Here is a 14,355-nt window from a genome sequence, read left to right on the forward strand (position 1 = left end):
CTTCTCGGCCCCTGTCCTCCTTGCCCGAATTCGCCTGATCCGCAAGCGAGCTCTACCGCCATTCGGCGGGCAGAGCATTTTCAGCAAATCGGCGGTTGGCGTCGGTCAGCCCAGTTATGCGCTCATTGAACGGGAGCAGGCCTTTGCGGCCATGCAACTGGTTCGCTTGGAGCGAGCCGTTCAGCCTTTGCCCTTCAGGTCGACAGGCATGGCATTTCAGACTGGCACCGCCCTGCACGATGGCTGCTTCAGCAGGCCTTTTTTGCCCTCTCAAGGTGATTTGAACGCTGCGGCGCTTGACTCCTGCGACACCTTGTGAAAAATTTTGCATCACCTGATAAAAATATCTTAGGGCGGAAATGGTTGGTTTTGGAAACGGCCTCCTGCGTGACGATGAAACCAGTATGGCGACGCGCGCCGCCTGGCTCCATTATGCTGGCGGGCTGACCCAGTCGGAGGTTGCCAAGCGGCTTGGCCTGACCAGCCTCAAGGCGCATCGCCTTATCACCAAGGCCAATCAGGAAGGGCTGGTCAAAGTCTATATCGACGGCGAAGTGTCGGAATGCGTCGCGCTTGAAGACGATTTGTCCAGCCGCTACGGCCTCGACTATTGCGAGGTCGTTCCCGACTTCGATGGCGAGGACTTGCCGCTCAAGGCGCTCGGCATCGCCGGCGCGCAGTTCCTCAAGCGTGAGATCGAACGCGGCGAGGACACGCTGATCGGCGTCGGTCATGGGCGCACGCTCGCCGCCTGCGTCGAATATCTGCCGCGCATATCGGCCGAGAAGACCCGCTTCGTTTCGCTGCTCGGCGGTCTGACGCGCAAGTTCTCGGCCAATCCGCACGACGTCATTCACCGCCTGGCCGAACGGACCGGCGCCGAAGCCTATGTGATGCCGGTGCCGATGTTCGCCAACACGGTCGAGGATCGAACCGTGCTGCTCGGGCAGAAGGGCATCAGCGAGGTTTTTGATCTCGGCAAGGCCGCCGACCTGCTTATCGCCGGCATCGGCACCGCCGAGCGCGAGGCGTCGCTGGTCGCCACCGGCATGATCGAGAAGGGCGAAATGGAGGAGATCCGTCGCAACGGCGGTGTCGGCGAACTGCTCGGCCATTTCTTCGATGACGCTGGAAAAGCGGTCGAGACGACGCTTTCCAACCGGGCGCTGGCGCTGGCGCGCGAAGACATCAGCAATCGCAGGATTGTCGCCGTTGCCGGCGGCAAGGTGAAGGTTCGTGCCATCAAATCGGTGTTGGAGGGTCGCTATCTCAAGGGCCTGGTCACCGATGAGCGGACGGCGCGAAAACTCGTGGAGCAGACGCCGGTCGGGTAGCCGGCAGCCATTCGATTGAAACTACCCTGTGGAGGAGAAGACAAATGCATGAGAAAGAAAAAGACCTGATCGACGCGTTCCTGCGCGGACAAGTCGATCGTCGTGGGCTGATCAAGGGCCTTGGCGCGATGGGCCTTGCCGCCGGCACGGCCGGAACGCTGCTCAATCTGGGGCAGACCCGTGCGCTGGCGGCGGATTTCGACTGGCAGGCGCACAAAGGCAAGACCATCAAGCTCTTGCTCAACAAGCACCCTTATGCCGATGCGATGATTGCCAACCTCGAAAACTTCAAGAAGTTGACCGGCATGGAAGTCATCTATGACGTGTTTCCGGAAGACGTCTATTTCGACAAGGTCACCGCTGCGCTGTCGGCCAGCTCGCCTGAATACGATGCCTTCATGACCGGCGCCTACATGACCTGGACCTACGGCCCGGCCGGCTGGATCACCGACCTCAACGAGTGGATCAAGGATCCGACCAAAACCAATGTGAACTATGCCTGGGATGACTTCCTGCCCGGCGTCAGGAAGTCCTGCGCCTGGAACGGCCAGCCCGGCGGCGTGCTCGGTTCCGACGATGCCAAGCAGTGGTGCATTCCGTGGGGCTTCGAACAGAACAACATCACCTACAACAAGGGCATGTTCGACAAGGTCGGGGTCAGCGTTCCCGGCAATATGGACGAGATGGTCGCTACGGCGGCCAAGCTGACCAAGGATGTTGGTAGTGGCGTCTACGGCATCGGCGTGCGCGGTTCACGCTCCTGGGCGACGATCCATCCCGGCTTCCTGTCGGCTTATGCCAACTTTGACCAGAAGGACCTGAACGTCTCGGCTGACGGCAAATTGTCGGCCGCGATGAACACCGCCGAATCCAAGGCCTTCCACAAGCAATGGGTCCAGATGATCCAGGAGAGCGGCCCAAAGGACTGGTCGACCTACACCTGGTATCAGGTCGGCACCGACCTTGGCGCCGGCGCCTCGGCGATGATCTTCGACGCCGACATCCTCGGCTATTTCATGAACGGCGGCGACAACAAGATGGCCGGCAAACTCGCCTTCTCGGCCTTCAAGGCCAATCCCGCCGCCAAGGCGCCGACGCCCAACATCTGGATCTGGTCACTGTCGATGTCCAACTTTTCCAAGGACAAGGACGCCACCTGGTACTTCATGCAATGGGCATCAGGGCCCGAGCATGCACTGTTCGGTGCGACCGAGATGGACTTCGTCAATCCGGTGCGTCAGTCGGTCTGGAACGACCAGATGTTCCGCGAGAAGCTGAACAAGAGCTATCCGGGCTATGTCGAGATGTTCGACGTCTCGGCGCCGGGCGCCAGCATCAAGTTCACCCCGCAGCCGCTGTTCTTCGATCTCACCACCGAATGGGCGGCGACGCTGCAGAAGATGGTGGCCAAGGAAGTGCCCATCGACGAAGGCCTCGACATGCTGGCCACCAGCGTCGACGGCCAGCTCAAGGAAGCCGGGCTCGGCTGAGTCCTGGCGGCCGACTGGCCCGCTGCTGNCCTCTCCTACCCTCAAGCCCGCTCAGAGCATCGGAGTCGATACCGGTTTTGGGAAAATCCGATGCTTAAACAACGGCGGTGCCGCCACTCGCCCAACCGGCCGCCTAGCTCCCTGGGCGGCCGGCAGGGCGAAGCAACAAAGATGACGGGTGAGCCACGATGACTGCGGCGACAATGCAAAAAAACAGGCCTTCCGGCTTCAGGATCAGCAAGAAAGTGCTGCCCTATGTGCTCAGCCTGCCAGCCCTGCTCGTCTGCATCGGCATCCTGATCCCGTTCTTCACATCGGTCGTCTATTCGTTCCAGCGCTACCGGCTGAGCCAGCCCTGGGCGCGGCAGTTCAACTGGGGCGACAACTACATCTCGTTTTTCACCGACCCGAGGTTCTGGAACACGCTGGAGATATCGCTGCTCTATGCCGGTATCACAGTGCTGCTCGAACTGCTTCTCGGTCTCGGCATCGCCATGCTGCTGCAGAAGCGCTCGACGCTGAACAATTTCATCTCGATCATGCTGTTGATGCCGCTGATGACGGCGCCGGCGCTTGCCGCGCTGATGTGGAAGCTGATGACCAATCCCAGCTTTGGCGTGCTGAGCTATCTCGCCAGCCTGATCGGATTGCAGGATTTCCGCTGGGCCTCGTCGCCGTCGACCGCGCTTTTCACGGTGGTGCTTGTCGATATCTGGGTCTACACGCCCTTCATCATGATCCTGCTGCTTGCCGGCCTGCGCAGCCTGCCGACGCAGCCCTTCGAGGCGGCGGCACTTGACGGCGTGCCGCGGAGTTTCGTGTTCTTCCGCATCACCTTGCCGATGCTGACGCCCTACATCCTGACGGCGACGCTGTTTCGCCTGCTGGATTCCATCCAGCAGTTCGACATCATCTATGCCATGACCCAGGGCGGTCCGGGCGACACGCTGACCGTTTTCCAGGTTGAGGCCTACCTCAACTTCTTCCAGTCGACCAATGTCGGTCGCTCGGCGGCGCTGATGATCATCCTGTGGGCGATCACCTATTTCCTCTCGAATATTTTCATCAAAAACTGGCTGCGGCTGCGCGAACGCGCCCGCGGCCAGGCATAGGAGGCCGGGATGGAACACACCTCGCTTCTCGAACGCATCCTGCGTGGCATAGCGCTGACGCTGGTCGTGATCTTCTTCATGTTCCCGATCGTCTGGATCCTCATGATGTCGTTCCAGACCAACGAGACCATCCTGCGGATTCCGCCGCAGCTTGTCTTCAAGCCGACGCTGGCCAACTACACCGCGTTGATCACCGGGAAGCTGACCACGGCGGCCGGCACGCTCGACATCGCCTTCATGCGCAACCTGTGGAATTCGGTGTTCCTGTCGGTCACCTCGGTCGCCGTCGCGCTGCTGCTCGGCGTTCCCGCCGCCTATGCCTTTGCCCGGCACAAATTCCGCGGCTCGGAGGACATCGCCTTCACGCTGCTGTCGTTCCGGTTCGCGCCGGCGCTGCTGGTGCTGCTGCCGCTCACCCTCTATTTCCAGAAGCTTGGACTGGCCAACACCTATATCGGGCTGATCTGGGTGTACCAGCTGATCTGCCTGCCGCTGATCCTGTGGATCGTGCGCGGCTATTTCGAGGACATCCCGGCCGATATCGAATATGCCTATCGCATCGCCGGCCATTCCTGGTTCGCCACCTTCCGCAAGATCGCGCTGCCGCTCGCCGGCCCCGGCATTGCGGCTGCCGGCCTGCTCGCCTTCATCTTCGCCTGGAACAATTTCATCTTCGCGCTCGTGCTCGCCTCGGCCGACAAACAGCCGGTGACGGTCGGCGCGCTCGCCTTCATCACCTCCTCCGGCATCCAGTACGGCCAGATCTCGGCGGCGATCGTGCTGTCGATCACGCCGACGCTGGCGCTCGCCCTTTACGCGCAGCGCTATCTCGTCGAAGGCCTGTCGCTCGGCGCGGTAAAGGGATAGTTCTCATGGCCAGCCTCGAACTGCGAAATGTCGTCAAGCGCTACAAGAGCCAAACTGTGCTCGATAATCTGTCGTTGAGCGTCGCCGACGGCGAAACCCTAGTCCTGTTCGGACCGTCCGGCGCCGGCAAGACGGTGCTGCTGCGGCTCGTCGCCGGCGTCATCGACCCTGATGAGGGAAAAATCTTCATCGGCGGCGAGGACATGACCGATCTTGACGCCGAGTTCCGCGGCGTCGGCATGGCATTCCAGAATTTCGCGCTGTTTCCGCACATGACCGCCTTCGACAACATCGCCACGCCGCTTCAGGCCAAGCGATCGTCGCAAAGCGCGATGAAGGCTGGTGTCGAGAGCGTCGCCAAGCTGCTGAAGATCGGCCACGTGCTCAGCCACAAGCCACGGGCGCTGTCCAACGGCCAGAAGCAGCGCACCGCGCTCGCCCGCGCTCTGGTCGGCTCGCCGCCGGTGCTGCTGCTCGACGACCCGCTGCGCAACGTCGATGCCAAACTGCGCTTCGAAATGCGGCTCGAACTGCCAAGGCTGCTGGCAGATCGCGGTGCGACCGTCGTCTACGTCACCCAGGACTACAAGGAGGCCATGGCGCTCGGCGATCGCATCGCGGTGATGTCGCAAGGTGTCATCAAGCAGCTCGGCACGCCCGAACAGATCTATCGCGAGCCGGCCAACATCGAGATCGCGCGGCTGTTCGGCGATCCGACAATCAACCTGCTCGACGTCAAGCCGTCGCGCGATGCCAAAGGCATCTATGTCGGTCTGTCGAATGTCCAGGTCCATCTGACCGGCGCCTATGACGCCATGGTCGGCCGCGATTGCGTGATCGGCTTGCGGCCCGAAGCGCTGCGCTTCGTCGACGAAGGAACACCCGCGGCCATTCCGGTGACCGTCGAGGCGGAGACGCCGCTCAACGAAAAGATCGTCACGCTGGTGCGCACCGTGCGCGGTCGCGAAATCCTGGTCTCCCGGCCGGCCGGAACAGCGGGTCAAACCGAGGGCAGGGCCCATATCGCCGTCGACGGCAAAAGCGCCCTGCTGTTCGATCGTGCCAGTGGCGACCGTATCGGCTCGAAAAATGTCGTCAATTTGCGCAGCGGAGAAGCGGCATGAGCCAGAGCGCACTCACCATTTCGGGCGTCGACAAATTCTACGGCCCGATCGACCGAGGTGTGCACGCCGTTCAGAATCTGACGATGGAAATCGACAAGGGCGAGATCGTCGCACTGCTCGGCTCGTCCGGCTGCGGCAAGACTTCGACATTGCGCATGATCGCCGGCTTCGAAGAGGTCTCGCGCGGCAGCATTTCGGTTGCCGGCCGCAAGGTGCACACGCTGCCGCCGGTCAAGCGCAATGTGGCGATGGCATTCGAGGGCTATTCGCTGTATCCGCCGCTGACCGTGCGCGAGAACATGGCGTTTGCGCTGAAGGCGGCCAGGCTGCCGAAAAGTCAGGTCGACGCGAAAGTTGCCAGCATCGCCAAGCTGCTCGAGATCGAGGACATTCTTGAGCGCTATCCGAGTTCCATCTCCGGCGGCCAGCAGCAGCGCGCCAGCCTCGGCCGGGCACTGATCCGCGAGGCCGACCTGCATCTGCTGGACGAACCGATGGGCCAGCTCGAGCCGCAGCTTCGCGCGGTGCTGCGCGGCCGCATCAAGCACTTCATCAAGGAGCGCGGCTTGACCGCGATCCTGGTCACTCACGACCAGACCGAGGCCAATGCATTGGCCGACCGGATCGCGGTGATGGAAGGCGGCGTGCTGCAGCAGTTCGATACGCCCAATATGCTCAAGCAGCGGCCGGCCAACCTGTTCACCGGCACGTTCGTCGGCGAGCCGCCGATGAATGTCTTCGAGGCCTATGTCGGCACGGCCGCCGACAAGATCAATCTGCGGCTGCCCGACGGGCTTTCACTCGACTATGACAAGGACGCGTTCAGCGGCTCGGTTCGCGACGAATTGCTCAAACGGCAGCGGGTCGTCATCGGTGTCAGGCCCTATGCGGTTCGCCGCTCGAAGGACGGCGTGCCGGCGACGGTTTCGGCCAACCAATGGCTCGGCGACCAGACCCATATCGCGGCGGATTTCGCCGGCGGCTCGCTGGTCCTGGTCGAACATGACCGGACCCGGCTGGAGCTTGGCGCGCCGATCAACATCAGCATCGATCCGAAAAATCTGCACGTCTTCGATCAGTCCAGCGGCATGGCCATTTCGCACGGCATGGAGCTTGCCTGATGCGGGATGTGCTGATCGGCATCGACGCCGGCACGTCTGTCATCAAATCCGTCGCCTTCGACACGGCGGGCCGGCAGCTCGCGGCCGCGGCGGTACCGAACCGGTACGAGACCTTGCCGGGCGGCGGCGCCGAGCAGGATCTGGCACGCACCTGGACTGATACGGCGACCACATTGCGACAGCTTGCCGACAAGGTGCCGGACCTCGCCAGCCGCATCATTGCGATCGCGGTGACCGGGCAGGGCGACGGCACCTGGCTGATCGACAAGGACGGTGAGCCGGTCGCCAAGGGCTGGCTGTGGCTAGACGCGCGCGCTGCCGCCATCGTCGAGGAGATCCGCGCGCGCCCCGATGACCGGCTTCGTTTCGAAAAGACCGGCAGCGGGCTCGCGGCCTGCCAGCAGGGGCCGCAGCTTGCCTTCATGAAGCGCAACGCGCCTGACAGGCTTGCCGGCGCCGCGACAGCGTTCCATTGCAAGGACTGGCTCTATTTCAACCTGACCGGCGAACGCGCCACCGATCCTTCCGAGGGCACCTTCACCTTTGGCGACTTTCGCACCCGCGGCTATTGCGACGAGGTGCTTGAGGTGCTCGGCGTCGCCGACCTCAGGCATCTGCTGCCGCCGATCGTCGACGGCACCAGGCATAACGCCGGCCTGTCGGCGGCGGCTGCCAAAGCGACCGGGCTGCTTTCCGGTACGCCGGTGGTACTGGCCTATGTCGACGTGGCCTGCACCGCGCTCGGCGCCGGCCTGCTCGACCGCGAGCGCAAGCCTGGCTGCTCGATCATCGGCTCCACCGGCATGCATATGCGGCTTGCTCAGACGCCGGACGAGGTGCTGCTCAACGAGGCCAGGACCGGCTACACGATGACGATGCCGGTGCCCGGCGTCTTTGCGCAGATGCAGTCGAACATGGCAGCGACGCTCAACATCGATTGGATCCTTAGCCTCGCCTCCGGCATACTCGCCTCGCAAGGCATCACCCGCAGCAATGGCGAGATGATCGCGCTGGTCGACGAATGGATATCGTCATCGGAGCCGGCCTCGCTGCTCTATCAGCCCTATGTGTCGGAGGCCGGCGAGCGCGGGCCGTTCGTCGATGCCAATGCCAGGGCCGGTTTCGTCGGCATTTCGTCGCGGCACGGTTATGCCGATATGGTTCGCGCTGTTTTTGAGGGGCTGGCCTTCGCGTCGCGCGATTGCTACGCCGCCATGGGGCCGCTGCCGAGCGAAATCCGGCTGACCGGCGGCGCCGCCAGAAGCCCGGCTCTGCGCAAGATCCTCGGCGCTGTCGTCGGCGCCGACATTCGCACCAGCCAACGCGAGGAAGCCGGTGCGGCGGGCGCCGCGATGATCGCTGCGGTCTGCGTCGGCCAATACAGTTCGATGGACGAATGCGTCGGCGAATGGGTCACGCCGCTGCTGGGCGCGACGGAACCGAGCGACCGAAAACTTGCCGCGATCTATGAGCGGGCGGTTCCGTCCTACACATTGGCGCATGAGGCGCTGCGGCCGGTCTGGCGGTCGATGGCCGCGTCCAGGGCAAACTGAGAAGTCGAGCATGCATAAGAAGATTGCAATCATTGGCGACCGCTTCATGCTTCCCGAGGTCTTTCGCGAGAAAATCGAGAAGGCCTGCGGCGACAATCTCGACATCCGCACCCTTGAGGCGGCCTGGCCCGACGAGCCGATGGAATTCGGCAATGCGGCGCTCGGCCTTGACAAGGTGAAGGAGTATTTTGGCGATCCGGACGAGGTGGTCGATTTCATTGGCGACGCCGAGATATTCGTCACCCAGCTTGCGCCGCTGTCCGAGACCATGATGCAGCGTCTGCCTGCGCTGAAGCTGGTTGCGGTCTCGCGCGGCGGCCCGATCAACATCGACATGGTTGCCGCCAGGGCCCACGGCATCACCGTCGTCAATGTGCCCGGCCGCAATGCAAGTGCTGTGGCCGAATTCACCATCGGTGCGATCCTTGCCGAGACGCGGCTGATCCGGGTCGGGCACGAGGCCTTGCGCAAAGGGGAATGGCGCGGCGATCTCTACCGGGCCGACCGTACCGGCCGCGAGCTCAACGAAATGAGCGTCGGCGTCATCGGCTACGGCAATATCGGCACCAAGGTTGTCCGCCTGCTGCGCGCCTTCGGCTGCCGCATCCTGGTCACCGATCCCTATGTGCAACTGAGCGCCGAAGACCGCAATGACGGCGTCGAACTGGTCGCGCTGGACGATCTCCTGTCCCGCTCCGATGTGGTCACGCTTCATTCCCGGGTGACCGAGGAAACCCGCGGCCTCATCAACAAGGACATCATCTCTCGGATGAAGCCGGGGGTGATCTTCGTCAACACCGCGCGCGGGCCGCTGGTCGATTACGACGCGCTTTACGATGCGCTGGTCTCAGGCCATATCGGCAGCGCCATGCTGGAGACGTTCGCGGTCGAGCCGGTGCCTGCCGACTGGCCGCTGCTGCAGCTTCCGAATGTCACCTTGACGCCGCATATCGCCGGCGCTTCCGTGCGCACGGTGACCTATGCGGCCGAGCAAGCGGCCGAAGAGGTGCGCCGCTTCATCGTCGGGCTCCCGCCGGTCAACCCGTGCTGAAGGTCGCGGCAGCCATGAAACGCAATCCAGGCATAGAGGATCCGGCGAGATGAGCGGCGCCACTGAAATCGTCGATCTGTTCGTCATCGGCGGTGGCGTCAATGGCGCCGGCATCGCGCGCGACGCAGTCGGCCGCGGGCTTTCCGTCATCCTGTGCGAAAAAGACGATCTCGCCGAAGGCACCAGTTCGCGATCGGGAAAGCTCGTCCATGGCGGCCTGCGCTATCTCGAATACTACGAATTCCGGCTGGTGCGCGAGGCGCTGATCGAACGCGAAGTGCTGCTTGAATCGGCGCCGCATATCATCTGGCCGATGCGCTTCGTGCTGCCGCACAGCCCGGACGACCGGCCGGCCTGGCTGGTCCGGCTCGGTCTGTTCCTCTACGATCATCTTGGCGGCCGCAAGCGGCTGCCGGGCACCCGCACGCTTAACCTGCGCACCGCGCCCGAAGGCGCACCGATCAAGGATGCGTTCAAGCGCGGTTTCGAATATTCCGATTGCTGGGTCGACGACGCCCGTCTCGTCGTCATCAATGCGCTCGACGCTGCGGAACGGGGAGCCAGGATATTCACCCGGACCGTCTGCACCGCCGCCCGCCGTGAAAACGGCCTGTGGTCGGTCGAGATGCGCGACAGCCGAACCGGCGTCAGGACCACGGTTCGGGCGCGTGCGCTGATCAACGCCGCCGGTCCCTGGGTCAACGACATTATCAACCGCGTGGCCGGCCAGAACTCCAAGCGGAATGTCCGGCTGGTCAAGGGCAGCCACATCGTCGTGCCGAAATTCTGGGAAGGGCGGCAGGCCTATCTGGTGCAGAACAGCGACAAGCGCGTGATCTTCATCAATCCCTACCAGAACGATCTGGCCCTGATCGGCACCACCGATATTCCCTATGAGGGGCGGCCGGAAGACGTAGCGGCGGATGCCAGCGAGGTCGACTACCTGATCAAGGTGGTCAACCGCTACTTCAAGCGCGAACTTGCCCGCGATGATGTCATCTACTCATTCTCGGGCGTCAGGCCGCTCTATGACGACAACGCCGACAATCCGAGCGCGGTGACGCGCGACTATATTTTCGAACTCGACGCCTCAGTCGGGCAGGCGCCGCTGCTCTCCGTCTTCGGCGGCAAGATCACCACCTTCCGCAAGCTGGCCGAGCATGCGCTGGACCGGATCGCCCCGTTCTTTCCGAAAATGGGCAAGCCATGGACGTCGAAAGGCTACCTGCCGGGCGGCGATATCGCCAACGCCGATTTCGAGCAGTTTCTCGGCGATCTCGGCCGCGAATATCCCTGGATGCCGGCATCGCTGGTCAAGCACTATGGCCGGCTCTACGGCACCAGGACGCGCGTTCTGGTCGGTGCGTCCAGGTCGCTCACCGAACTGGGGCGGTGCTTCGGCAAGGATTTTTTCGAACGCGAGGCGAGTTATTTGTTCGAGCATGAATGGGCGCTGACCGCTGCTGATATTCTCGAACGGCGCACCAAGCACGGCCTGCATCTGTCCGCCGCGGAAAGAGCCGCCTTCGAGGACTGGTGCGTTGGCCGACTGGTGAGGGCAGGCTGATGACTTTTACGCTTTCCCTCAACACCAATCCGCTGGTCAACCGTTTTGCCGAACCGGACGATCTGATCGACGCGATCGCCTACGACATCGGCATCCGGGACGTGCAGCTCACGCATGAATTCGTCAATCCCGGCTGGCCGGCGGCGACGATCTCGAAATTCGTTCGCCTGTTCCGCACGGCGCTCGACCGGACCGGCGTGCGCGTGACGTCGGGCATGACTGGCCCTTATGGGCGGCTCAACCATTTTGGCCATCCCGACGCCGACGTGCGCCGCTACTACGTCGATTGGTTCAAGACCTTTGCCGACATTTCGGCCGAGCTCGGCGCCAGCGGCATGGGCACGCAGTTCGCGATCTTCACGCATAGGGATTTTGACGATCCGGAGCGTCGCGCGCGGCTTTTCGAGATCGCGCTGGAATGCTGGCGCGAGGTCGCCGAGCACGCCAGGGCGGCCGGTTTGACCTATCTGTTCTGGGAGCCGATGTCTGTCGGCCGCGAATTCGGCCACACGATCGACAGCTGCCGAGCCCTGCACAACGAGATCGAAGCAGCCGGCATGGCCATCCCGTTGAAGATGATGGTCGATATCGACCATGGCGACGTCACCTCGAGCGACCCGGCCGACATCGACCCCTATGCCTGGGTCGAAGCTTTTCCCACGGTATCGCCGATCATCCACGTCAAGCAGTCGTCGATGAACAAGGGCGGCCATTGGCCGTTCATCGCCGCCTACAACAAGGACGGCCGCATCACGCCGGAAAAGCTTTTGGAGACGGTTCGGCGCGGCGGCGGCGTCGACAACGAGATCTGCCTCGAACTGTCGTTCCGCGAACGCGAGCCGGTCGACCACCAGGTCGTCGCCATGATCCGCGAGTCGGTCGACTACTGGGCGCCGTTCATCGAGACCGGCAGGACGGCACTCCTGCCGCGAGCAGGATAGGTGAACAGGAGCCGATGCGGCTCCTGTTCAGAACCAGAGTACGTCAGCCGAATTTCGGGTCGAGACTGCCCGACTTGTAGCGCTTGGCCATTTCCGAGACCGGCAGCGGCTTGATCTTGGGGGCGTTGCCGGCGGTGCCGAACTGCTCGAACCGCTCCTTGCACAGCTTCCTCATCGCGGCCATTGCCGGCGTCAGATATTTGCGCGGATCGAACTCGCTCGGGTTCTCGGTCAGCACCTTGCGGATCGCGCCGGTCAGCGCCATGCGGTTGTCGGTGTCGATGTTGATCTTGCGCACGCCATGCTTGATGCCGCGCTGGATCTCATCGACCGGCACGCCCCATGTCGGCTTCATCTGGCCGCCATATTTGTTGATGATCTCCTGCAGCTCTTCCGGCACCGAGGACGAGCCGTGCATGACCAGGTGCATGTTCGGCAGGCGGCGGTGGATCTCCTCGATCACGTTCATGGCGAGCACCGCGCCGTCCGGCTTGCGCGAGAACTTGTAGGCGCCGTGGCTGGTGCCCATGGCAACGGCCAGCGCATCGACATGCGTGTCCTTGACGAACTGCACCGCCTGCTCCGGATCGGTCAGCAACTGGTCATGGCTGACGGCGCCCTCGACGCCGTGGCCGTCTTCCTGTTCGCCGCCGCCCATCTCCAGGGATCCGAGAACGCCGATCTCGCCTTCCACCGACACGCCGCCCCAATGCGCCATGTCGACGACGCGCCGCGTGATGCCGGAATTATGGTCGTAATCGGCCGGCGTCTTGCCGTCCTCCTTCAGCGATCCGTCCATCATCACCGAGGTGAAGCCGTGCTGGATCGCGGTCACGCAGGTGGCTTCGTTGTTGCCATGGTCGAGATGCATGCAAACCGGGATATCGGGATGGATCTCGACCAGCGCGTCGATCAGCTTGGCCAGCACGACGTCGTTCGCATAGGCGCGGGCGCCGCGGCTCGCCTGCAGGATGACAGGCGATTTGGTCTCCTCGGCCGCCTCCATGATGGCAAGGCCCTGTTCCATATTGTTCATGTTGAAGGCAGGCACGCCATAGCCGTGTTCGGCGGCATGGTCGAGCAATTGTCTCAATGTGATGCGAGCCACCCAATGGTCTCCCGTATTTGGTTTCAAGCCTATGGTTTGCGAGCTGTCCGTTCGTCGTTCAGCCCATTGATGCTTCTGGCCGGATTTCCGGAGAACCGCAACCTCTGGCCATGCCGGCGAGAGCAATTCTTGTTACAAGGCAGCGATCAGGAGCAAGGAATATCCCAAGGAAATGTAACACCATCACAAAAAATTTGGCATGCATGCGATTTTATCTGTTATAATAGCTTCTATCAGCCGTTTCTGCCACGGCGGACGCGGCGACGCGAATTAAAGGAAACAGGCTGGACGATGAAGAGCGACGGCCGGCGGCAAGGCATCATGGATTTTCTGATGGACACCGGCACGGCCAGTGTCGATGACCTTGCCTCGCGCTTCGGCGTGTCGAAGATGACCGTCCATCGCGACCTCGACGAGCTCGAGGAAAGCGGCTTCCTGCGCAAGATACGCGGCGGCGCCTCGATTCAGCCGAGCGGCCTGTTCGAAAGTGATTTCCGCTACCGTCAGAAGCAGGCCGCCGAGGAGAAGCAGCGCCTGGCGGTTGCCGCCGTGGCTGTCATCGAACCGGGCCAGACGGTGATCATCGACGACGGCTCGACGGCGGGCGGCATTGCGCGCCACCTTGCGGATCTGCGCCCGCTGACCGTGATCTCCAACAATCTGGCCGTGATACAGGATCTGGCCGGCGTTGCCGGTATCACCCTGATCGCGCTCGGCGGCCAGTACAGCAAGAAATTCCACGGTTTCTTCGGCCTGCTTGCCGAGGACACGCTGAGATCGTTGCGCGCCGATGTCGCCTTCCTGTCGTCGTCCGCCATCCACGGCGTTTCCGCCTTCCACCAGGACCAGGAAGTGGTCCATACCAAGCGGTTGATGATGGCCGCGGCCGCCCGCAAATATCTGCTGGTCGATCACGGCAAGTTCGGCCGCACCGCCCTGCATTTCCTGACCGATCTCAAGGCGTTCGACGCCGTCTTCACCGGTCGAGAACTGGGACCGCAGATGCGCGAGGCGCTGGATGGCGCCGGCGTTTCGCTGACACTGGTCGAGAAGGACTAGACCATGATCCCGAAAAGTGGGAACCGGT

13 protein-coding genes are annotated in these 14,355 nt (G+C 62.7%); 11 read left to right on the forward strand and 2 right to left on the reverse strand.

The genetic code is table 11. The annotated features are described in order from the left end of the window. Window positions 1–52: 52 nt before the first annotated feature. Window positions 53–334, reverse strand: coding sequence for a hypothetical protein (locus X738_RS0141990; protein WP_156942610.1), 282 nt, complete (start codon window positions 332–334; stop codon window positions 53–55). 25 nt (window positions 335–359) lie between these two features. Here X738_RS0141990 and X738_RS62280 point away from each other — a divergent pair, with 25 nt between their 5' ends. The 10 genes from X738_RS62280 to X738_RS62325 all read left to right on the forward strand — a co-directional run bounded on the left by X738_RS62280 (window position 360) and on the right by X738_RS62325 (window position 12,160). After that, window positions 360–1,334 (forward strand): sugar-binding transcriptional regulator, encoded by a 975-nt coding sequence (locus X738_RS62280; protein WP_027152561.1) that lies wholly within the window; start codon window positions 360–362, stop codon window positions 1,332–1,334. 44 nt (window positions 1,335–1,378) lie between these two features. Further along, complete coding sequence (locus X738_RS62285; protein ID WP_023800182.1) at window positions 1,379–2,824, forward strand: ABC transporter substrate-binding protein; 1,446 nt, start codon at window positions 1,379–1,381, stop codon at window positions 2,822–2,824. Between the two features lie 188 nt (window positions 2,825–3,012). Beyond that, window positions 3,013–3,936, forward strand: a complete 924-nt coding sequence (locus X738_RS62290) for a carbohydrate ABC transporter permease (RefSeq protein WP_023800183.1) — start codon at window positions 3,013–3,015, stop codon at window positions 3,934–3,936. Window positions 3,937–3,945: 9 nt separating this feature from the next. Beyond that, the gene (locus X738_RS62295) at window positions 3,946–4,803 is read left to right on the forward strand and encodes a carbohydrate ABC transporter permease (RefSeq protein WP_023800184.1); all 858 of its coding nucleotides are present in this window, start codon (window positions 3,946–3,948) and stop codon (window positions 4,801–4,803) included. A 5-nt stretch (window positions 4,804–4,808) separates the two neighbouring features. Continuing rightward, entirely contained in the window at window positions 4,809–5,927 is a 1,119-nt protein-coding gene (locus X738_RS62300; RefSeq protein WP_023800185.1) for an ABC transporter ATP-binding protein, read from the forward strand. Then, complete coding sequence (locus tag X738_RS62305) at window positions 5,924–7,048, forward strand: ABC transporter ATP-binding protein (RefSeq protein ID WP_023800186.1); 1,125 nt, start codon at window positions 5,924–5,926, stop codon at window positions 7,046–7,048. Before X738_RS62300 ends, X738_RS62305 begins: the two co-directional genes overlap by 4 nt. After that, on the forward strand, window positions 7,048–8,601 hold the full coding sequence (locus tag X738_RS62310; RefSeq protein ID WP_023800187.1) for an FGGY-family carbohydrate kinase: 1,554 nt from the start codon (window positions 7,048–7,050) through the stop codon (window positions 8,599–8,601). Before X738_RS62305 ends, X738_RS62310 begins: the two co-directional genes overlap by 1 nt. Before the next feature lie 10 nt (window positions 8,602–8,611). Then, on the forward strand, window positions 8,612–9,652 hold the full coding sequence (locus X738_RS62315) for a 2-hydroxyacid dehydrogenase (protein ID WP_023800188.1): 1,041 nt from the start codon (window positions 8,612–8,614) through the stop codon (window positions 9,650–9,652). 49 nt (window positions 9,653–9,701) lie between these two features. Then, window positions 9,702–11,219, forward strand: coding sequence for a glycerol-3-phosphate dehydrogenase (locus X738_RS62320; protein WP_023800189.1), 1,518 nt, complete (start codon window positions 9,702–9,704; stop codon window positions 11,217–11,219). Continuing rightward, on the forward strand, window positions 11,219–12,160 hold the full coding sequence (locus X738_RS62325; RefSeq protein ID WP_023800190.1) for a sugar phosphate isomerase/epimerase family protein: 942 nt from the start codon (window positions 11,219–11,221) through the stop codon (window positions 12,158–12,160). The genes X738_RS62320 and X738_RS62325 overlap by 1 nt, the downstream gene beginning before the upstream one ends. A gap of 43 nt (window positions 12,161–12,203) precedes the next feature. On the opposite strand, the gene fba is transcribed toward X738_RS62325, so the two are convergent. Continuing rightward, window positions 12,204–13,268 carry a class II fructose-bisphosphate aldolase gene (gene fba / locus X738_RS62330; protein WP_031255351.1) on the reverse strand — a complete coding sequence of 355 codons (1,065 nt, stop codon included), beginning with the start codon at window positions 13,266–13,268 and terminating at the stop codon, window positions 12,204–12,206. 291 nt (window positions 13,269–13,559) lie between these two features. Between fba and X738_RS62335 the strand changes: the two genes are divergently transcribed. Beyond that, window positions 13,560–14,327, forward strand: a complete 768-nt coding sequence (locus X738_RS62335; RefSeq protein ID WP_023800192.1) for a DeoR/GlpR family DNA-binding transcription regulator — start codon at window positions 13,560–13,562, stop codon at window positions 14,325–14,327. Window positions 14,328–14,355 lie beyond the last annotated feature (28 nt).

Origin of the sequence: Mesorhizobium sp. L48C026A00 (assembly GCF_000502375.1) — a bacterium.
GTDB lineage: Bacteria > Pseudomonadota > Alphaproteobacteria > Rhizobiales > Rhizobiaceae > Mesorhizobium > Mesorhizobium muleiense.